The organism is Rhizobium laguerreae (genome assembly GCF_019778565.1).
GTDB lineage: Bacteria > Pseudomonadota > Alphaproteobacteria > Rhizobiales > Rhizobiaceae > Rhizobium > Rhizobium laguerreae.
In genome coordinates this window covers 205,931-226,103 of the sequence record NZ_JAAXQT010000004.1, presented here as the reverse complement: position 1 = coordinate 226,103, position 20,173 = coordinate 205,931, and the positions used below count along the sequence as shown (strand labels likewise).

Here is a 20,173-nt window from a genome sequence, read left to right as displayed (position 1 = left end):
TAAACCGTGCCTTAACGCCGGACATATCTGGTCTTTGCTGTGTTAAGAGCCCGCGTCAACACGGGCCGGCGTGCAGCGATAGGTGGAAAATGTCGATCATCGAGGCAGATAGGCTACGCGAAAGCCCGCAGTTGGATACCGCTCCGCTGATCGTCCATGTCGTGCGCCAGTTCCTGCCCAATCGCGGCGGTTTAGAAGATGTCGTCGCCAATCTCGCCCGACAGACCGTGCGCCGCGGTTATCGCGTGCGCGTCGTCACGCTGGATTCGCTCTTCACCGCGCCTGAGGACAAGCTGCCGCTTCGCGAAAATATCGACGGCATCGAAGTGGTGCGCATTACCTGGTTCGGCAGCAGCCGCTATCCGCTGGCACCGCAGGTTTTCCGCCATCTTGCCGATGCCGATCTCGTCCATGTCCATGCCATCGACTTCTTCTTCGACGCGCTCGCCTGGGGCCGGCTGCTGCACGGCAAGCCGATGATCGTCACCACCCATGGCGGCTTCTTCCACACGCGGAAATACGCGACGATCAAGAAAATCTGGTTCCGGACGCTGACCCGCGCTTCGGCGATGGCCTACCGCCGCGTCGTCTGCTGCAGCGCCTCCGACCTCAAGCAGTTTTCCGAGATCGTGCCCGACAGCCTGCTGATCGAAAACGGTGCCGATATCGGCAAATTCGCCGACACCGCTTCGCGCTGGGCAAAGCGCCGCATCGTCACGATCGGCCGGTTTTCGGTGAACAAGCGGCTGGACCACCTGCTCGATGCGATGGCCATGCTGAAGACCCGCGATCCGGAATGGCATCTCGACATCGTCGGCGCCGAATCCGACCTGAACCGGGCGGATGTCGAAGGCGCAATCGAAAGCCGTGATCTCTCCGGACGCGTCACCCTGCATGTGTCGCCCGAGAACGACACCATCCGGCGCATCATCGCAGAAGCCTCGATTTTCGCCTCCGCCTCGGAATATGAAGGTTTCGGCCTGGTGGCGCTGGAGGCGATGAGCGCCGGTCTGCTGCCGGTGCTGAACGCCAACGATGCCTTTTCGACGCTCGCCGACCGGCATCCTGTTCTCCTGCTTGCCGATTTCACCAATCCCGAGAGCGCCGCCACGGCGATCGAAGCCGCCCACCAAGCTCTTTCGCGCCAGCCGGACGCCGTTCGCGCCGGGCTTCTCGACGCCGCCCGCGGCTACTCCTGGGATATCGTCGCCGGACGCTACATCGATCTCTACAGATCGCTTGATGTCGTCGCCGCGAAAAGCATCTGATCCTGTCTTCCTGCGGCATAAGCTACGGGGTTGCGCGTGTGAAAAGACGCGGCGCTGTAAAATCGCCGGTTATGCTCTCGCCAGACGAATGATCTCGTCGAGTACGAATTTGCGCGATTGCGGCGGCGTCAGATTGTGGTCGGCATCCGGCAGCATCAGCAGCCGCACGTTCGGATAGCGCGACAGCCTGGCGCCGCGCGGCCCAAAGTGGAAATAGACGTGGTCGAGCCCGACATCGGCCTCGCTGTAGATCAGCGTCAGCGGTACCTTACGCTTGCCGAACAGCGCGAATGAGTGCCGGACCTCGCGGGCGATATGGCGCCGGTCGGGAAGTAACTCGAGCAGCGGCGCGATCCACGGCGACAGCCGGCGGCCGGCGGCGATGACGATGTTCCGCAGCGCCGCAACCACGTCGACCTGGCCGCGCAGCAGCCGCTTCAGCGTGTCGAGTCGCGCGAGGCGCTGGCTATAATCATCGAGGCTACGGGGCACGGAGACGACATGCTCCCGTCGCACCGGCATGTCGGGATCCCAATAATAGACGAACGGATTGATCGACACGACCGCCTTCAGCCGTTCGTCGGCGACGCCGGCGCGGAAGGCGACATAGCCGCCGCTGCATCGGCCGGCGACCATGACGGGCCCGGCGACGACGCTTTCGAGCAGATCGAGCGCGGCGACCGCATCCGTGGTCTGCGTATCCGAATAAAGCACCTGTTCCGGCGCATCCGGCCGCGGCGGGCTGTCGCCGACATTGGCGGAATCAAAGCGCAGCGAAACGACGCCTTGGCGAGCGAGCTCGCGCGCCATATCAACCGTCGTCCGTCCCCAGCCGGCATGCCGGTCGTAGGCCGTCGACAGGAAGAGCACGGCATTACCCTTGATCTCGCCGAGCGGCCGGCTGACGACGCCGACCAGATGATTATGGCTTCCGAAACGGACCGGCGTTTCCGCAAAACCATCGCCGGCAAGCGGCAGGCTGTCGATCGCTACCGGCGATTGGGCGGCGGATGTCTCCGTCGTCGTTGTCTCTAGCCACGTCGTCAGCAGTGCTACGACAGCCATCGGCGTCTTGGCAAACAGCGGATTGGTGGCGAGCTCGTCATAACCTTCGAAAGCCTTCTGCTCGACATCGGCGCCAAGCGCCTTCAGCGTATCGGCAAAACCGGTATCCTCGGCCTTGGCAGGACGTTCTAGGATCAGATAGCGGGGAGCTGCAAGCTCCTGCGGCGAGGCGATGCTGAGCTTGCCGAGCTCGGCAGCGATCTCTTCGGGCATGACGAGCCCGGCAATCTGCACCTTGGCAGTCTGGACATGCTCCTTGCCGAGGCCGAGATCGGCATCGATGATCTTGGACCACATGTTGAGTTCGCGCAGATAGGCCCGGCCGCTCAGCACCGGCGCCAGCATGACGAGGCTGTCGACGCCGTCGATCGAGGAACCGACGCGATGGGCAAGGGTCGCGCCGAGGCCTTGGGCGATGAGGATGACGCGGTCGCAGCCGCTCAGTGATTTCAGCTTGGCGGCGGCCGCACGGATCGAATCTTCCCAGGTTTCCAGCCTTGCCGGTAGAGCGCCGAAATCGAGCGCATCGCCGGTGCCGCGATAGTCGAAGCGCAGGCTCGCCACGCCGATATCGGCGAAATGCTCGGCCGCGACGCGGAAGAATTTCCGGCTGCACATCTCCTCGAAACCCCAGGGGCTGACGAAGAGCACGGCGGCCGAACGTTTCTTGGCGAGAGGATTCTCAGGCATGAACAGCCCGATCGTGCCGTCGAAGACGACAGGCAGGGCGGCACGGCGTCCCGCACCCTCGGCCGGCTCGAGCGAGAATTCACCAGGCGCGACCTTGGCGCGATCGGGATCGCCGGGAAGTCGTGGCGCGATGAAATTGATCGCACGGCCGACCGGCCGGCGCAGCAGGGACGGCATCTTCTCGAGAATGGAGCGCATGACTTCGACATCCTCGCCCGGCACGGCGCGCAGCACCCGCAGTGCTGCGAAATAGCAGAATGCGCCGGCGATGATCGCGCCGACCAATCCGGCCGGACCCTGGACGAATTCCAGCACGGAAATCGCGCCGCAAGCACACAGCACGGAGGCGAGCGTCACCTTCGTCAAGCTCGCGTAGAGGCCCGAAAGCTGGGATCCGAATCCTGTCTGTCTGATCATCATCACCGACATCGCAACGAATACGAGGATACGCACGAGTGCGGCACCCTCGGCTGCAAGCCTAGGTATGATGAGTAAACAACCCACTACCATCAGAAGGCCACCTATCACACTGATGTTCAGGCGGGAGCGGGCCCTGTCCATCGACAGCAGGTAGAGGCTGAGGATCTGCATGAAGGTATAGGCGGGAGCAACAAGCGCAAGCAGCGCCACCACCGTCCCGCTGCGGCGGAATGCTTCACCGAACACGACGAGCACCAGTTCACTGGAGATCGCGGCAAGCCCCAGGCTCATCGGCAGCACGATATAGGCCATGCTGCGGGTGACGGCGGCAAAGACCTCGACCGGCAACGTCGAATCGTCGCTGCTGTGCCGCCGCTCGGAATAATAGGGCAGCAGGCTGCCGGTCATCTGGATCGGCAGTTGCAGCGCGATATTCGCGATCGACAGACCGACGGCATAATAGCCGACCATCTCCACCGACCAGAACTGCTGCAGGAAGAGCAGCTCGAGCCGGTTGAGGAAAATGGAATCGATGATGAACTGGATCGACAGGATGACGGAGGAGGAGGCGAGATATTTCAGCGAGACCCCGCACCAGTCGCGCCGCGCCAGAAGGATCGGCAGCGTGGCGAAAAACAGCACCAGTTGGCCGAGCGCATAACCGACGAGAACGCCTTCGACGCCGTAAAAAACGGCGCCGACGGCAACGCCGGCAAGCTGCACGATCGAGACGGCGACCGTCAGCTTAAAGAAGGCGCCCAGTTTCTTTTCGCCGATCAGGTAGAATTTGACAAAGGAACCGATCGCCTGGACGAAGAACAGCACGCCCGTGACCAGAGCGACGGAAGGCGCGGTGTCGGCCCAGTGCATCTTTTCGGAGGTCAGGAAGAATAGGGCGTAGAGCGCCAGCAGCACGACGGTCGAGAACATCATGAAGCTGACGAGGATGGCGGCAAAACCCCGGCGGCGGCGCGCGTCGAAGCCGTCCGCCGAAAGTTGCGGCAAGGTCTTCAGCAGCGTGATGCTGGAGCCGAGCTCGGCGATCGAGGCGCCGGTCACCACCAGCCAGAGCGAAAAGGCGACGATGCCGTTGGCTTCCGGCCCGAGCAGCCGCGCGGTTATGATCGAGGAAACGAAGCCCGTCAGAAGCAGCAGCATGCCTGCCGCGCCATTCATCACCGAGTTTGCGACAATACCCTTCGACATCTGTCCATCCGTCAGGATCGGCCTAAAGCGCGTCGCGATCTTCAGATCGCTCCTCGCACTTTAGGTTTTTGTTTTTACGCATGTCGTTATCGCAAAACCGCTGCACACTTTTGCGCGACATGCTCTAAAGCCGCATACCCGCCATCTCTAATGCGAAAATGTTAAAATAAAGCGGAGTGGCACCTTAGCTGGCCTGCATCGCCGCCAGCGTCTGAAGCGCCTTCTCGTAGCTGTTCTCGGCGAGGTAACGCAGCAGGAACTCCCGCGCCTTCTCGGCCTTCTCTCGTGCACGCTCGGGTGTGCGGAAGATGTCCCGCAGGTGCGCGGCCGCCGCCTCGGGTGAGGGATCGGCCCAGACCGCGCCTTCGAGCCCGGCAAATTCGGGATGGGCATCGACCACCGGAATGAGGGGAGAGGCAACCAGCCAGCTATTGTCGGGATCGCAGAAATCCACCGTGCCCGACCAGGCCGTGGAAACGACGGGGGTACGCTGCATGATCGCCTCGGCCACCGTCAGCCCGAAACCCTCGGAACGATGCAGCGAAAGATAGGCGTCTGAACAGCGGATGAGGCCGTTGATATCGGAGTCCGACATCCTGTCGGTGACGATCCTGATCCGGGTATTGCCCGCGACCGAGCTTATCAGTTCGCGCAGGCCCTCATCCTTGTTGATATCGCCGCTGGCCTTCATCAACAGGAAGGCGCTGGGGCATTCGGCGGCAAATATCCTGAAGGCCTCGATGATGGCCTGCGGATTCTTCCGGTTGATCGAGGAGCCGGCGCTGAAGATGAAGCTGACGAGAAAGGCGTCCTCCTCGATGCCGAATTTCTGGCGCATGCCTTCCGTCGCCGGCTTCTCTGTGACGGGATGCGGAACGACGATGACCGGTGCCGCAGTGAGGGGCGCAATCGCCCGCCTGGTGAATTCCGACGGCACGAAGACGGCATTCATGTAATGCATCGCATTGCGCCACTCGGCCGGCACGACTTCGAGCTCCCAGGCGAAATAGCCGATGTTGAAGGCGCGGGTGAAATTGGCAACGCCCTTCTTCAGGATGGCGCGCGGCAGCATCGGCGGATTGAGATGCCAGATCCGGCTCCCCGCGGCTTCGGTGGAGAGATGCGACGGCATCCATCCGGCAAAGGAATTCTCGTCAGGATGCGTGCTGACGTCGGAGAGTGAAATCGCCCGCCCAGCTTCCGACAATGCGCCAGCGCAGAGCCTTGCCGATTCGCCGACGCCGACCGCCATCGAGAGATAGCCGACGATTTCCACCGGCCTGCGCGGATTGAAGGCAAGACGCGACCGCGGGATCAGCCGCTGCAGGACATGGGCGCGCAGAAGGCGGTATATCGTTCTCAAATCACGGTCTTTCCCAATGGATCGGCATCACTCTTCGCAGGGGCGTCAGCCCTCGATTGCGACGCGATGCGAACTGCCTAGACTTCTGATCTCGCCCGCAGGCGGAATATCGCTTTCCACGCCGGACAGCGCGTGGAGCCTCACACGCCGCATCGGACCGGGGGCAAGGTGGAACCAGTCGTCCTCGGCCCGATAGCCCTCGACGTCGATATGCACCGATTGCGCCAGCCGGTCGGTCCTGATGTCAACGAACCAGTCGTCGCCGTCTCTGGTGAATGATGCTTCGATACCTGCATCATGCAGCGCCTTCCCCCGTCCGCACGGGAAGTGGAAGCTCTCGGCGAGAATGGCGCCGTCCGCCAGCGAGCGCAGGCGCGCCACACCGGCATCATGCGCCGGCGGCCCGAAACGGAAGGCATAGGTCGTATCGAAGAAGGCGCCGAACAGCGCGGTGCAGGCAAGGCGCTCCGTGTCTCTTGCCGCCAGCTTGAAGGCCCTGCTGCCGCTGACGACCTGCTGTTTTCCGCCGCGCAGGCACACGACTTCGAGCTCGACGTCGAGTGCTGCATCCGTCTCGTTGATGACATGCACGTCGAGACCGTTCGTTCCCTCGTCGGTGAAGATCACTTGCACCGGCCGGAATGCACGGCGCATCGCATACCAGACCGGCTTCGGCTCTCCGGTGGAGTCGATCACTCCCCAGCCCGGGCCCGGCAGCAGGTCTTGCAGCGTCCAGACGAGCGCGCCATTGCAGGCGGAGCCCTTGCGCCGCCATTCGGCAAAAGTCTCCTCGATCACCTCGCCGGTAACGGCGCGGGAGAGATCGAGATAGCGTTCCGGATCTTCGCGGCGCAGCTCAGCCGGATCGAAACCGTAGAGAAGCTGCAGGTAAAAGTCGCGAACGTCCTCGAAATCCCATGATGCGCTGCGGTCGCGGGGCACGCGGGCCTTCCACAGCGGGCTGTGGACGGCGGGCACATCGAGATGGCGCTGCAGCGTCCTTTGCTGCGGCACATGCGCGAAGGCGAGGCTTTCGGAGGCAAAACGCACATCGGCGCGGCGCGCATCGGCAATCGGCCGCATATAGGCGCCGACGCCGTAATAATGCGCGATACCGGCATTGGGCGAAAAGGGCATCGCTCCGCCATATGGCGAGTTCGGCACATAGGGCACGTCGGGGCGCATGCGCGCGACGACCGCCGGGATGATTTCATCGGTGACCGGCCCGCTCCAGAATTCCGCCGGCAGGCCGAGCATTGCCGCCTGCTGGTGAATTTCGCTGCCGCCGCAGAGCACGGCCAGCGAAGGCGACGCCTGCACGCCGTGCAGGAATTCCTCGACCTCCGCATGCACGTGGCCGAGAAAAGCCTTGTCGTTGCGCGGATAATCGAAATTGGCGAACATGAAGTCCTGCCAGACGAGCAGACCGAGCTCGTCGCAGAGCGCGAAGAAATCACGCGTTTCGTAGGCCATGGTGCCACCGATGCGGATCATGTTCATGCCGGCTGCAGCGGCCAGCCGCAGGAACGGCTCATAATCCGCCCGCCCGCCCGGCAATCGCGCGATATCGGCCGTCGTCCACACCGCGCCGCGGCAGAAGATGCGTTCGCCGTTGACGAGGAGCGCGAAGTCGTCGCCATCGGCACCACGGTCGACGTCGATACGTCGAAAGCCGGTCCTGCCGAGCGGATATTCCGCGCCGTCGGAAACCAGCGTCAGCGCGTAGAGACGCGGAACGCCATGCGTATGCGGCCACCAGGCCTCGATGTCGGAAAGCTTGAGGATAGCCGAGTAATGACTGTCGCCGACCTTTTCGAAGGGCTGCTCCATTCCGCCGCAGCGCAGCAGCATTGCCGGATCCTCGGCATTGCTATGGAGGGAAACGCTGAGGCGGCCGACACCACTCTCCTCCAGTGCGGCGCGGATGGAGACGTTGTCGATCGAGACGGGATTGCGCCGCACCATCGAAATCGGCCGCCATGGCCCGACGGCATGGATATCGGGGCACCAGCCGGGCATATGGCCGAGCAGCGTCGTGCGGAAATTCTTCAAGCCCGCCGGCGTGATCATCTGCGGCCGCCAGCGTGCGCGCGGGCCTGGCTCCGACAGGCGGGGGCCGAGCGCCCGGAAGCACAGTGCCAGTTCGTCGCCGCCCGAAAGCGTCACCGGAACCTCGTGCGCCGTGAACATGCTCTCGGAAAACAGGATTTCCTGGCCGTTCAGGAAGACGTGGCAGAGTGTCGCCAGCCCTTCGAAACGCAGGATCGCGTCGCCGGGCTCGGCATCGAAAAGCCGGCAGAGATACCAGGCATCCCGCGTGTTCAGCGGCTCTGGATTTTCCCGGTCGAAGAGCCCGGCTTTTTCGAGCGCGGCGGCGACGGTGCCGGGAACGGGTGCTGGAATGAATTGTGCGGAAAGCGGGATGTCGTGCGGCACGGCGCAGGCGCCCGGCTCCGTCAGGATCAGGTTCCAGCCTTCGGAAAGCAAACTTTCCTCGGCACCGATGCTTGCCAAACGCCCCCGCATGGTCAGATCTCCGGCCTCAGATTCGCCCCGCAAGCGACGCCATCATGGAATCCCATGCATCGGCGGCCGGATCAAGTGCTGCCTGCAACGGCTCGAACTTCCTGCGGGTGACGGCGCGGGCAAGCTGGAACTGCACCGATTTCGCCACCTCGGAAATGCGCCGGGCATGCTCGGCGGCAGCCGCGAATTCATCAGGGGAGAGCCAGGTGAGGTAATCGGCCGCCAGTTCGAAATTGGCGCCCACCTGGCGAAGGGTGTTGAAGGCGTATTTGTGGAAGAAGCCGAACGGCCGTTCCGCCACCGCTTCGACCTGTTGTGGAAAAACGCTTGCAAAGGCGCGGATCGGATTTTCTCGGGGACGCCGAGCGAAGTGAAAGCCGGCAAGCCGCCGCGCGGTCGACCGCAGATGCGTGTCATCGGCCGGCCTTTCCGGGAATCGTGCAAATTCCGTGTAGGGCAGGAACGGCGGATCGTTTTCCGTCAGCTGCAGCTGGAACAGCCCGTCGAAATCCTCGCCTTCGAGCCGGAAATAACCGGCATTGTGGAAATAATCCACGCGCTTGGCCGCAACGTCCAGTCGGTTGATCGCAACTGTCGTCTTGCCGTGCTCCTGCCGGTAGGCGGTACCGCGCGTATCCGGCATGTAGAAGGAATCCATTTCGATCAGGCAGAGACGGGCCCGCGCGATCTGAACCTCGACATGGCGTTCGACACGATCGTAGATGGCAAGCTCGGTCGCACGAATGTCGTAGAGCGCTTCGAGATCCTCGAGCGGCGCCTTGAAGAAGGTGAACTGGTCGCCCTCGAAATCCTGCGTCAGGGTAAAACCGAGCATCGCCTCTGGCGCAACGCCTGATGTTGCCAGAACCTCGATCCAGAGATCGACATAACAATTGGTTTCCGGCCAGGTGCGCTCACCCGAATGCAGCGCATGCGCCCGGTAGGTTTCCGGGTCGATTCCCGAAAATACCCCCGAAAATACCGACGTCATCGATTTGCTCAGCCCCACAGCGCTTTCCGTACGCTGGCCGGCCATTGCTTCACATCGAGCCCGTGATGATGGAAGAGGGCAAGGGCGATGCGCTCCAGTCCGAAGCCGACGCAGGCGGTGTGCGCCACACTGCCGTCTTCGAGATTGAGACCCCACTTCGTGCCGAAGGCATCCTGATGGTAGTTGAAGCTCATGCAGGCGGTCGGATTGGCAGCCGAGGTGATCGGGATCAACAGCTCGAACTTCAGGTTCTGGTCGCGCTGGTTATTGGCGAGCATCTTGCCGGCGCGGCCGAAGAACGGATCATTGGCGACGTCGATCGTCACCTCGAGGCCGACGGCCTTCATCATCTCGACGCCGCGATCCATCCAGCGCTGGCGGAAATCGGTGACGTGCAGCTCGGTGCCCATGCAGACATATTCACGCATGCGGAACAGCTGCTGGCGGGCTGGGTCTTTCGACGGCTCATGCCGGAAGCAATAGGATTGCAGGTCGAAGAGGCCGCCCGTCTTTGGCAGGTTGCCGCGCTTGGCGATCGTCGGATAGAGCGGATAGCAGGCAGCCGGCGTCAGCACGATGTCGGTCGCCTCCTGTCCCTTGGTCCAGTCTTCGCCGACCTCCATGCATTGCAGCAGGCTGACATGATCGAGCTCGCTGCCGCAGAAGCTGTGCACCGTGCCGGCGAGCTGCGGAAAGCTCTTCATATAGCCGCTCTTTTCGAAGAAGGCACGGTTCATGCCGGGCGGAAAGCGCATGGCTTCGGCACCATCGGCGCCGCCGAACGTGTCGATCAGGCGCTCGAAGGCAGCGATCACATCTTCGAACTGGCCGCTGCGGCCGTAGAGCCCGTCGATGCCGGTATCGATCAGCAGACCGGATTCGAAAAGCCGGTCCAGAAACGAGGTCTGCATATCCATGACTGTCACCCCAGTAGGCTAGTGTCCTGTTTATGGACAAGAAGCATGCTCGACGTGTTGCCGAGGATGCGGTCATTCGAAATCATGAGCTGTGCGGAATGCGCGTCGCGCAGATGGCGTCCGAGGCTGAAGGGCGTGCCGTTCTTGTAGCCCATGATGCCGCAGATCAGCATCGCATGGTTGACGATCTCCAGGATCGTCTCGGACGAAGCGATCTTGACGTTGTTCATCGCCACCGCAAATCCCATCGAAGACAGCCTGTCGGCATCGGCCTTGGCATCCTCATAGGCCTTGAGGCCGGCAACCACGTTGGATTTCACCATCTGCAGCAGGTTCGAAACCTCGGCGAGGCGCAGCGCGCCTGGCGGCTGGGCATCCGGCGCCCTGCGGGCTGCGGCACGCACAAAAGCCTGGGCGCGCACGACGGCGTCGACGGCGATGCCGTACCAGACGCCGCTCCACAAGAGGTGCGAGGAGGCAAGCATGGACTGCGCCGCGATCTCCGCGAAAGGCTTCGGCAGGATCTGGCAAGCCGGCGCTTCGCCCTTGAACAGGAAGCCGTCGGAACAGGTGCCGCGCATGCCGAGCGTATTCCAGACATGCGTTTTCTCGAGCGTGTACTGGTCCTTGAGGAAGGCCGTCAGCACCTGATCGGAGGAAGCCGCCTGCGCGTGGGCACGCGAGGTGATGAGAATGGCGTCGGCGTGCGAGCCGTAGGAAATGACAGTCGCATCCTTTTCGAGACGGCACGTGTCGCCATCGACCTCGACCGCACAGATGCTGTTGCGCAGATTTCCGCCGATACCGCCTTCGGTGGTGGCGGATGCGATCAGCAGCTGCTCGGCGGCGATGCGGCGCATGAAACCGCGATGCCATTCGCTGTCGGCGCCGTGTTCAACGAGGCTCGACAGCTTGATGTGGTGCATGGCGAAGACCATGGCGCTTGCAGCGCAGGCCTGGCCGAGCATCGAGCACAATTCGGCGATCTCGGTGATCGAGGCGGATTCGCCGCCGAGATGGCGCGGCACCTGGATGCCGAGCAGCCTTTCGGCCTTCATCGCATCGACGGCTTCCCGAGGGAAACGGGCTTCGGCATCAACGGTATCCGCGTGTTTCGCCGCAATTTCGGCGACGCGGGCCACCCTTGTGACAAGACCGTCCTGCATGATCTTGACAGGGAAATTCATCAGGCGACCTTCCGGCCGTCCCGGATGAGATCGACGGTCCTGGCGATGGCCGAGATGCTCGCGAAGGATTTGCGGTTCAGGAGATTGTCGGGAAATTCGATGTCGAAGGCCTCTTCGAGGCCAAGCATCAACTGCACAGAAGCAAAGGACGTCAAACCTGCCGCATAAAGATCGGCGTCGTCGGCGACCTGATCGATCGGCCCAGGAAGCTTGCCGAATTTGGCTACGAGGTCGCGGATTGCCTTATTCATCCCATCACTCCAAGATTCTCATGATCCCGATCCGGCGTTCATCGCCTTGTCATGAGCGTTCTTTTAGTGCGGAAAACAGAACATTCCGCTAATTTATTGAGTTAAATATGACTGAGGCTCATAGTTAGGATTTTAGCGATCATTCCCGCGCCGTCGTAAACAACCACCTTATATCAATGACTTAAGATAATTTCGATACTGCGACACAGTCTGGTTTCTGGCGTGGCGAGTACAGAAATGACACGCAAAACGCCGCGTTTGTCTCAACCGGCCGGTGGATAGGAATGCTCGCCGCCGCGATAATCGGTGACGGAATAACATCCGTCGCCTGTCGCACGGATCGCACTCCCAGTGACGACGGCCTTGCCGTGACCGCCTGGGATATCGAGGATGTATGCCGGCTGGCAGAGACCGGAAATCCGCCCGCGCAGCGCCGCGACGATCTCCTGCCCCGCCTCGATCGTCACTCTGAAATGGCTGGTGCCGGGCGCCAGATCCGGATGATGGAGGTAATAGGGTTTGACGCGGGTTTCGACGAAGGCCCGCATCAGCATCGCGAGCACGTCTGGATCGTCATTGACACCCTTGAGCAGCACCGACTGGCTGACCATGGCGATGCCGGCATCGACGAGGCGGCCGCAGGCGGCCCGCGCTTCCGGCGTCAGTTCGCGCGGATGATTGGCGTGCAACGCCACATACACCGTCTTGCCGCTCGCCTTCAGCGCGGCGATCAGCGCCGCATCGATCTTCTCGGGATCGACGACCGGAACACGCGTATGGAACCTGATGATCTTGACATGCGCGACGCCGGCAAGCGCCTCCATGATCTCGCCGAGCCGGCGCGGAGAAAGCACCAGCGGATCGCCGCCGGTGAGGATGACCTCCCAGATTTCCTCATGACCTCGGATATAATCGAAAGCGGCCTGCATCGCCGCCGCATCGAGCGTGCCGAGGCCCTGCGGCCCCACCATTTCGCGCCGGAAGCAGAAGCGGCAATAGACCGGGCAGACATGCACGGCCTTGAGCAAGACACGATCGGGATAACGGTGAACGATGCCTTCGACGGGGCTGTGGGCATGATCGCCGATCGGATCGGCACGTTCTTCCGGGGCGATTGTAAGTTCGGCTGCATCGGGCACGAATTGCCGTGCGATCGGATCATCGGGATCGGCTCGATCGATGAGCTTGCTGATCGCAGGCGTCAGCGCAACCGCGTAACGCGCCGCCACCTCCTCGAGCGTTGCGCGATCGGCAGGCGCGACCAGCCCCGCCTTCACAAGATCGTCGACGCTCTTGATCGGTTTGACGACATTCATCTTCCAACCTCCGCCACCGGCGCCCAGAGCACCTGGTCGATGCGTGATGCTCCCGTCGTCAGCATCACCAACCGGTCGAAGCCGAGCGCGATACCGCTTGCCTCAGGCATCAGCGACAGTGCGGCGAGGAAATCCTCGTCGATCGGATAGGTCTCGCCGTAGACCCGCGCCTTCTCGGCCATCTCGATCCCGAACCGTCGCCGCTGTTCGGCAGCGTTGGTGAGTTCACCGAAACCGTTCGCAAGCTCGACGCCGCAGGCATAGAGCTCGAAACGCTCGGCGACCCTCGGATCGCGTGCCGAGCGACGCGCAAGGGCTGCCTCCGAGATCGGATATTCGTCGAGGATGGTGATGCGGCCGAAACCGAGACGCGGCTCGATCTTTTCGACCAGCACCCGGCTGAAGAGATCGGCCCAGCCGTCGTCATCGGCAACACGCATGCCGACGCGCTTCATCTCGGCGGCCAGATGGTCGCGGTCGGTCGAACCGTCGGCGGCGACCGAGGCGAGAAGATCGACGCCGGCATGACGCTCGAACGCTTCGGCAACGCTGATCCGCTCCGGCCCCGCGAAGGGATCGCTCTCGGCGCCGCGATAGGCAAGCTTCCCGGTCTTCGCCGTCTCAGTCGCCAGCGCCAGGATCCGCACGCAATCCATCATCAGGCTCTCGTAGCCTTCACCGGCCCGATACCATTCGAGCATGGTGAACTCGGGATGGTGCAGCGGTCCGCGCTCTCGGTTGCGATAGACATGCGCAAAACACGAGATGCGCTCCTCGCCCGCCGCAAGCAGCTTCTTGCAGGCGAATTCCGGCGAGGTATGCAGGTAGAACGGCGCCTTTTGCCCATCCGTCGTCAGCGCTTCCGTCGCGAAGGCATGCAGATGCGCCTCGTTGCCGGGAGAGACCTGCAGCACCGCCGTATCCACCTCGATGAAATCCTCGCGCGCGAAAAACCCGCGCAACGCCGCCTGGATCGCATTGCGTCCGATCAGGAACGGACGGCGGTCGGCATGCACGGACGGGGTCCACCAGGGGGACGCTTTCGCCGAAGAGTTCATTCCAAGCTTTCTTCGCCGGAGAGGCCGGTATGGGGGGTGGCTATTTCCCGGATTTTAGGTTAGTTGCGCCCCAAAGAAAAACATTTGCGTCTTCGGAGCGTCTCGACAGTCATCTACGACGCCGAAAGCCGAGTTACAAGGAAGTCTTATGGTCAAGGTCATCGCCTCTTCGGTCCGCAAGGGCAACGTTCTCGATGTCGACGGCAAGCTCTATGTCGTTCTCACCGCCCAGAACTTTCATCCGGGCAAGGGCACGCCGGTCACCCAGGTCGACATGCGCCGCATCGTCGACGGCGTGAAGGTTTCCGAGCGCTGGCGCACCACCGAACAGGTCGAGCGCGCCTTCGTCGAGGACGTGAACCATCAATTCCTCTACGAGGACGGCGAAGGCTTTCACTTCATGAACCCTCAAAACTACGATCAGGTCGTCGTCGATGTCGACACGATGGGGGACGACAAGGCTTATCTGCAGGAAGGCATGACCTGCGTTCTGTCAATGCATGAAGGCATTGCGCTGGCGATCCAGATGCCGCGCCACGTCACGCTCGAAATCATGGAGACGGAACCGGTCGTCAAGGGCCAGACGGCATCGTCCTCCTACAAGCCGGCGATTTTGTCGAACGGCGTACGCGCCATGGTGCCGCCGCACATCAATGCCGGCACCCGCGTCGTCATCGCCACGGAAGACAATTCCTACGTCGAACGCGCCAAGGACTGATCCTGGTTTCAGCCTATCGAAGAGGCCGGCTCACGCCGGCCTTTTTTGTATCCGCCGTCTCATGATGCCGAAAACCGCTCACACTTTTCGGCATCATGCATCTAAAGCGCGTCGCAATCTTTCAGATTCGCTCCTGACGCTTTAGCTCTTTGTTTTACGCATGCCATTATCGCAAAACCGCGGCACACTTTTGCGCGACATGCTTTAGAGATGCGGGTTGCGCGGACGGTATTTCTTGACGAGCTTCTGGTTGATCTCAGCGGCGCCCGGCATGTTGGCACTGAGATAAACTGGCGCATCGCCGGATTTCGAAAGCTCCGAGGCGACGTCTGCGAAGATCGCATTGATGACCGTCACCCCGACTGCTGTCGAGACTGGCCCAACCCGAAGCCCCGTGCCTTCGAGATCGAGAACGGCGTCACCCGGTGGCAGCCCGTTGTCGAGCACCACATCGGCCACGTCGGCGAGCCGTCGGCGGCCATTGGCGATCGCTGAGGAGTAGGCGATCGAGGTGATGGCAATCACCTTTGCGCCGATTTCGCGCGCATAGTCGGCGGCCTCGATCGGCGCGGCGTTCACGCCCGAATTGGAGGCGATGATGATGACATCGCCCGGCTGCATGCCGTAACGCTCCAGCATCGGCCGCACCAGGCCTTGCGTGCGCTCATAGACCGAACTGATGACCGCACCCTCATGCAGCATGGCCGAGCCGACGAGCACCGGCACGGTGAAGGCGAGCCCGCCGGCACGATAATGCACCTCTTCCGCCAGCATATGCGAATGGCCGGTGCCGAAGACATAGACGCGCTTGTCACCGCGGGCAGCATCGAGGATGACGGATGCTGCCTGCGCCATCGGCTGGGCAAGCGTCTGCTTGAGTTCTTCCAGCCGACCGATAAGGTTTGAGAAATAGGCATCGGTGATATCAGTCATCCGGCTTATCCTTGATTTCAGGTCGCTTCGCCGCTGAGCCAGGTGGCGGTGACGGCAAGCGCATCGGTGAGATGCACCAGATCGGCACGCGCGCCCGGCGAGAGATGGCCGCGATCGCCAAGCCTGAGGAACCGGGCCGGATAAAGGGTCGCCATGCGCAAAGCCTCGGCGAGCGTCAGGTCGAGATAGGTGACGCCGTAACGGATCGTCGAGATCATGTCGACATCGGAACCGGCCAGCGTGCCGTCGGACAGCACCAGCTTCGAGCAGAAGCCGCCCCTTTCGCGCCGGACGGTGCGCCCGTTCAGCGTGAACGAATCCTTCTCCGATCCGACGAGCGACATCGCGTCGGTGACGAAAAACAGCTTGCCTTCGCCGCGTTTGGCGCGCAGCGCCGTGCGCAGGGCCTTCGGATCGACATGATGGCCGTCGGCGATAATGCCGCACCAGGTCGAGGGATGATCGATCGCCGCGCCGACGAGACCGGGCGCACGGTGTCCCAACTGGCTCATGGCGTTGAAGAGATGCGTGACGCCTCGCGCGCCGGCGTCGAAACGTTCTTCCGCCGCCTCGCTCGAACAATCGGAATGGCCGATGCTGACGATGACGCCGGCTTCCGCAAGCTCGCGCACCTGGGCAACCGTCACCTGCTCGGCGGCCACGGTGACGAGCAGCGTACCGATCGCCTCGCGCACCCGGATGAAGGCCTGGACATCGCGGTCCTCCACCGGCCGCATCAGTTCGGCCAGATGCGCGCCCTTGCGCGCAGGCGCCAGATGCGGGCCTTCGAGATGCAGGCCGGCGACACCGCGGTTCATTTTCACTGCCTCCTTGGCCGCCTCGATGGCGGCAATGGAGGCCTCTGATGTATCGGTGATCAGCGTCGGCAGCAGCGACGTCGTGCCATAGGGTCGGTGCCCGCCGGCAATAATGTCCATCGAGGCAGCCGAAGGCTCATCGTTCAGCATCCGCCCGGCGCCGCCATTGACCTGCGCATCGATGAAACCGGCCGACAGAACACCGCCGGCAAGCGTCACCACCTCGCCGTCCGGCAGATCATTTCTGGCAGTGATCGCTTCGACGCGGCCGCCGGCAACGATGAGGGCTTTGTCGTCATGGAAGCGCTCGCCGTCGAAGATGCGGGCGCCGAGGAAGATCTTGCGTCCCATCAGACCGTCTCCGTCACCTTGAGCAGGTTTGCCGGCTTGTCGGGATCGAAGCCCTTGCGGCGTGTCACCGACTCGATCAGCCGGTAATAGACGAGCAGCGACACCAGCGGATCGACGAGGCCGTTGCCCGTTGTCGGTACGCGCAGATGGACGCCGGAAAGCGGCTGCGTCGAGAAACCGACGGTGGTGGCGCCGAGTTTCTGCAGGCGTTCCAGCGCCTGCACATTGTTGGCGAAGGCCGCATCGTCGGGCGCAAAGGCGACGATCGGGAAGCCCGGCTGCACCAGGCGCATCGGGCCATGCATCAGTTCCGCCAGCGAGAAGGCCTCGGCATGCAGGCCGGAGGTCTCCTTTGCCTTCAACGCCGCTTCGAGCGCGATCGCGAAGGCCGGGCCGCGGCCGGCTGTATAAAGCGAGGTCGCGTTGAAGAGCACGTCCTCGGCTGCCGCCGTATCGATCCCGGCAGTCGCCGACAGTGCCTCCGGCAGCTTGCCGAGCGCGGCCTGCAGGTCGGGCGCACCGCCGATCGCAGCCGTCACGCCGGAAAGGGCGGCGACCGAGGCGATGAAGGATTTTGTCGCCGCGACACTCTTTTCCGCGCCGGCATTGAGACCGAGAACAATATCGGCCTGCCTCGCAAGCGGGCTGTCGGTGACGTTGACGACGGCGATCGTCGTCGCTCCGCCCTTCTTCGCCGCATCCTGCAGCGCGACGATGTCGGGGCTGGCACCCGACTGCGAGACGGTGAAATGGACACCGCCCTTCAGATGCAGTGCCGCACCATAGACGGAAGCGATCGACGGGCCGACCGAGGCGACCGGAACGCCGCAGGTGATCTCGAAGAGATATTTGAAAAAGGTGGCGGCATGGTCCGAGGAGCCGCGCGCCGCCGTCGTCACCACGCTCGGGCGAGCGGACGAAAACAGCCGGGCGATCTCGGCAAAGACCGGTTTTTCCTTTTCGAGCAGCGTGGCGACCACCTCCGACGATTGGCCGGCTTCCTGCAGCATCAGTGACTGGTTGTCATTCATAGGTCATCTCCGATTCTCAATTCGGCAACGAAATCATAAGCATCGCCGCGATAATGCGAGCGGGTGTATTCGACGACGCGCTGGTCTTCCAGGCGCGAGACACGTTCGATCAAGAGCGCCGGCGCGCCTGATTTGACGTTCAGGATCGCGGCGGAGGACGGGTCGAGCGTGACCGCCGTCAGCCGCTGCAGCGCGCGCACGGGCCTGTGGCCGCTGGCCGTCAGCGCATCGTAGAGCGATCCCTCACCGCCGGCATCGTGTCCCAGGAACTTGATCGGCACCACGGCGCGTTCGATCGCCAGCGGCAGGCCGTCGGCAAGGCGCAAGCGGTCGAGTCTCAGCACCGGCTCGTCGCCGCCGAGGCCGAGCAGGAAGGATTCCTCCGGCGACGGCGTGTTGACCGCCCGCGACAATATCCGTGCGGCCGGCAGACGCCCGCGCGAGCGCATGTCGGCGGAGAAGGAGGAAAGCCGCCACAGCGACTGTTCCATGCGCTCCACCCTGCTCGATACGAAAGTACCGCTTCCGTGGCGCGATTCCAGTGCGCCAGATGCCATCAGATCGCGATAGGCGGTGCGCACGGTGACTCGGCCGAGCTTCAGTGCCTCGGCAAGGTCGCGCTCACCCGGCAGCGCGGTACCGGGCTTCAGCAGCCCTTCCTGAATGAGGCCGGTCAGCGTCTGCGCCAGCCGCTTGTAGAGCGGCCCGGTCAGCGCCTCGTCACGCAGGCCGCGGCTGTTCAGTTCCGCTATCAGACTGGTTCTATCCATGGGCACACAATAGAACCTATATAGAACCAATCAGCAAGACAGAATCGAGCGCGGAACGAAAAAACTCTCGCCGGCGGACCAGCAAGGGTTTCATAGCGCTCAAATTTGACAGTCGTGCGCGACAGCGCCGCGCGTTAAAAACGCGCGGCGCTGGAGGATGCTCAGTTCTTGGTGAAGATATAATCCGTCTCCTGGCGCAGCACTTCGCCGGGGCGCAGGACCGCATTCGGAAAACCTTGGTGATTGATGGCATCCGGCCAGATCTGCGTCTCCAGGCAGAAGCCGGCGAATGGGCCGTATTTGCGCCCGCCGATGCCGGGAGCCGCGACATCGAGCTTGAAGCCGGCATAGAACTGCACACCTGGCTCCGTGCTGCGCACTTCCAGCGACACACCGGAATACAGGCTGCGGGCAAGCGCGACGCTCCGCTTGGCGGTACGCTCGCCCGACAGGCAGAAATTATGGTCGTAGTACACTTGTTCGCTGCCGACGAAACGCTTCATCGGCGCCATCTCGCGGAAATCGAATTCCGTGCCCTCGACGGGACGGATCTCACCGGTCGGCACCTGTCTCTCGTCGGTCGGCAGATAGTGATCGGCGGCGATCATGATGTCATGGCCAAGCGCGTCTTCGCGGCCGTCGAGATTGAAATAGGCGTGCTGGCAGACATTGGCGAGCGTCGGCTGGTCGCTGGTCGATTCGTAGGTGATCGACAGTTCACCATTGCCATGCACCCAAAAAGTCGCCTGGATGGTGCAATTGCCGGGATAGCCGGCGCGGCCATCGGGATCGACGATCTTCAGCACCACGCGGTCGACGTCATGCTCGACGATCGTCCAATTGCGTTTGGCGATATTGTCGCTGCCGCCATGCAGATGCGTGACGCCGTTTTCATTCGGCTCGAGCTGATAGTCCTTGCCGTCAAGCGTGAACCTGCCGCCGCCGACGCGGTTGGCGCAGCGGCCGGGCGTCGCGCCGAAATAGGACGAATAAAGAAGATAGTTGTCGAAATCGTCGAAGCCGAGCTGCAGCGGCGCATCATGTCCCTCGAGACGCAGATCCTGGATGACCGCGCCCCAGCTGATGATCTTGGCCGTCAGCCCGCCGCCCTTGATCTCGACGCGATAGACGGTCTCGCCCGCCTGCGTCTGCCCGAAAACGTCCCGCTCCAACTTATCCGACATGATCGACCGTCCATTCTATCTCTTCTGCAAATTCCTCAATTCGGAATCGATTTGAGGAATTTGCAGCGATTCAATGTGTGCATTGCACGTCCGACGAAGACGCGCGGTGT

16 protein-coding genes are annotated in these 20,173 nt (G+C 62.6%); 2 read left to right on the top strand and 14 right to left on the bottom strand.

The genetic code is table 11. From position 1 onward, the window contains the following. Window positions 1-89: 89 nt before the first annotated feature. Window positions 90-1,268, top strand: coding sequence for a glycosyltransferase family 4 protein (locus HFO71_RS15055; protein ID WP_131640857.1), 1,179 nt, complete (start codon window positions 90-92; stop codon window positions 1,266-1,268). 69 nt (window positions 1,269-1,337) lie between these two features. On the opposite strand, the gene HFO71_RS15050 is transcribed toward HFO71_RS15055, so the two are convergent. From HFO71_RS15050 to epmA, 9 genes are all read right to left on the bottom strand, one after another. Next, on the bottom strand, window positions 1,338-4,649 hold the full coding sequence (locus HFO71_RS15050; protein WP_221988204.1) for an oligosaccharide flippase family protein: 3,312 nt from the start codon (window positions 4,647-4,649) through the stop codon (window positions 1,338-1,340). A gap of 184 nt (window positions 4,650-4,833) precedes the next feature. After that, the gene (locus HFO71_RS15045; RefSeq protein WP_077977920.1) at window positions 4,834-6,012 is read right to left on the bottom strand and encodes a glycosyltransferase family 4 protein; all 1,179 of its coding nucleotides are present in this window, start codon (window positions 6,010-6,012) and stop codon (window positions 4,834-4,836) included. Window positions 6,013-6,057: 45 nt separating this feature from the next. Then, window positions 6,058-8,538, bottom strand: a complete 2,481-nt coding sequence (locus HFO71_RS15040; RefSeq protein ID WP_077977921.1) for a glycoside hydrolase family 2 protein — start codon at window positions 8,536-8,538, stop codon at window positions 6,058-6,060. A 16-nt stretch (window positions 8,539-8,554) separates the two neighbouring features. Continuing rightward, entirely contained in the window at window positions 8,555-9,547 is a 993-nt protein-coding gene (locus HFO71_RS15035) for a DUF1839 family protein (RefSeq protein ID WP_183594567.1), read from the bottom strand. Continuing rightward, complete coding sequence (locus HFO71_RS15030; RefSeq protein ID WP_012759415.1) at window positions 9,538-10,446, bottom strand: amino acid--[acyl-carrier-protein] ligase; 909 nt, start codon at window positions 10,444-10,446, stop codon at window positions 9,538-9,540. Before HFO71_RS15030 ends, HFO71_RS15035 begins: the two co-directional genes overlap by 10 nt. A gap of 5 nt (window positions 10,447-10,451) precedes the next feature. Next, a complete protein-coding gene (locus tag HFO71_RS15025; RefSeq protein ID WP_025396394.1) occupies window positions 10,452-11,633 on the bottom strand; it encodes an acyl-CoA dehydrogenase family protein in 1,182 nt (393 codons plus the stop codon). Further along, the gene (locus HFO71_RS15020; RefSeq protein WP_025396395.1) at window positions 11,633-11,884 is read right to left on the bottom strand and encodes an acyl carrier protein; all 252 of its coding nucleotides are present in this window, start codon (window positions 11,882-11,884) and stop codon (window positions 11,633-11,635) included. Before HFO71_RS15020 ends, HFO71_RS15025 begins: the two co-directional genes overlap by 1 nt. Before the next feature lie 263 nt (window positions 11,885-12,147). After that, window positions 12,148-13,200: a lysine-2,3-aminomutase-like protein gene (locus HFO71_RS15015; RefSeq protein ID WP_131640859.1), complete on the bottom strand. Its 1,053-nt coding sequence runs from the start codon at window positions 13,198-13,200 to the stop codon at window positions 12,148-12,150. Next, complete coding sequence (epmA, locus tag HFO71_RS15010) at window positions 13,197-14,258, bottom strand: EF-P lysine aminoacylase EpmA (protein WP_077977923.1); 1,062 nt, start codon at window positions 14,256-14,258, stop codon at window positions 13,197-13,199. The genes HFO71_RS15015 and epmA overlap by 4 nt, the downstream gene beginning before the upstream one ends. Before the next feature lie 148 nt (window positions 14,259-14,406). Between epmA and efp the strand changes: the two genes are divergently transcribed. Beyond that, complete coding sequence (gene efp / locus HFO71_RS15005; protein WP_017962511.1) at window positions 14,407-14,976, top strand: elongation factor P; 570 nt, start codon at window positions 14,407-14,409, stop codon at window positions 14,974-14,976. Between the two features lie 204 nt (window positions 14,977-15,180). Here efp and HFO71_RS15000 read toward each other — a convergent pair whose 3' ends face one another. The 5 genes from HFO71_RS15000 to HFO71_RS14980 all read right to left on the bottom strand — a co-directional run bounded on the left by HFO71_RS15000 (window position 15,181) and on the right by HFO71_RS14980 (window position 20,063). Further along, a complete protein-coding gene (locus HFO71_RS15000; RefSeq protein ID WP_077977924.1) occupies window positions 15,181-15,909 on the bottom strand; it encodes an SIS domain-containing protein in 729 nt (242 codons plus the stop codon). Window positions 15,910-15,926: 17 nt separating this feature from the next. Further along, window positions 15,927-17,078 (bottom strand): N-acetylglucosamine-6-phosphate deacetylase, encoded by a 1,152-nt coding sequence (nagA, locus tag HFO71_RS14995; protein ID WP_077977925.1) that lies wholly within the window; start codon window positions 17,076-17,078, stop codon window positions 15,927-15,929. Then, entirely contained in the window at window positions 17,078-18,109 is a 1,032-nt protein-coding gene (locus HFO71_RS14990; protein WP_077977926.1) for an SIS domain-containing protein, read from the bottom strand. The genes nagA and HFO71_RS14990 overlap by 1 nt, the downstream gene beginning before the upstream one ends. After that, a complete protein-coding gene (locus HFO71_RS14985) occupies window positions 18,106-18,879 on the bottom strand; it encodes a GntR family transcriptional regulator (RefSeq protein ID WP_003543751.1) in 774 nt (257 codons plus the stop codon). Before HFO71_RS14985 ends, HFO71_RS14990 begins: the two co-directional genes overlap by 4 nt. A gap of 161 nt (window positions 18,880-19,040) precedes the next feature. Beyond that, window positions 19,041-20,063 carry an aldose epimerase family protein gene (locus HFO71_RS14980; protein WP_077977927.1) on the bottom strand — a complete coding sequence of 341 codons (1,023 nt, stop codon included), beginning with the start codon at window positions 20,061-20,063 and terminating at the stop codon, window positions 19,041-19,043. Window positions 20,064-20,173: the final 110 nt, after the last annotated feature.

Coding starts and splice junctions, on each gene's coding strand:
- HFO71_RS15040 (WP_077977921.1), bottom strand. CDS start 8,538: ATGCGGGGGCGTTTGGCAAGCATCGGTGCCGAGGAAAGTTTGCTTTCC.
- HFO71_RS14990 (WP_077977926.1), bottom strand. CDS start 18,109: ATGAATGACAACCAGTCACTGATGCTGCAGGAAGCCGGCCAATCGTCG.
- HFO71_RS15020 (WP_025396395.1), bottom strand. CDS start 11,884: ATGAATAAGGCAATCCGCGACCTCGTAGCCAAATTCGGCAAGCTTCCT.
- efp (WP_017962511.1), top strand. CDS start 14,407: ATGGTCAAGGTCATCGCCTCTTCGGTCCGCAAGGGCAACGTTCTCGAT.
- HFO71_RS15025 (WP_025396394.1), bottom strand. CDS start 11,633: ATGAATTTCCCTGTCAAGATCATGCAGGACGGTCTTGTCACAAGGGTG.
- HFO71_RS15050 (WP_221988204.1), bottom strand. CDS start 4,649: ATGTCGAAGGGTATTGTCGCAAACTCGGTGATGAATGGCGCGGCAGGC.
- nagA (WP_077977925.1), bottom strand. CDS start 17,078: ATGGGACGCAAGATCTTCCTCGGCGCCCGCATCTTCGACGGCGAGCGC.
- HFO71_RS14980 (WP_077977927.1), bottom strand. CDS start 20,063: ATGTCGGATAAGTTGGAGCGGGACGTTTTCGGGCAGACGCAGGCGGGC.
- HFO71_RS15000 (WP_077977924.1), bottom strand. CDS start 15,909: ATGACTGATATCACCGATGCCTATTTCTCAAACCTTATCGGTCGGCTG.
- HFO71_RS15055 (WP_131640857.1), top strand. CDS start 90: ATGTCGATCATCGAGGCAGATAGGCTACGCGAAAGCCCGCAGTTGGAT.
- HFO71_RS14985 (WP_003543751.1), bottom strand. CDS start 18,879: ATGGATAGAACCAGTCTGATAGCGGAACTGAACAGCCGCGGCCTGCGT.
- HFO71_RS15015 (WP_131640859.1), bottom strand. CDS start 13,200: ATGAATGTCGTCAAACCGATCAAGAGCGTCGACGATCTTGTGAAGGCG.
- HFO71_RS15030 (WP_012759415.1), bottom strand. CDS start 10,446: ATGGATATGCAGACCTCGTTTCTGGACCGGCTTTTCGAATCCGGTCTG.
- epmA (WP_077977923.1), bottom strand. CDS start 14,258: ATGAACTCTTCGGCGAAAGCGTCCCCCTGGTGGACCCCGTCCGTGCAT.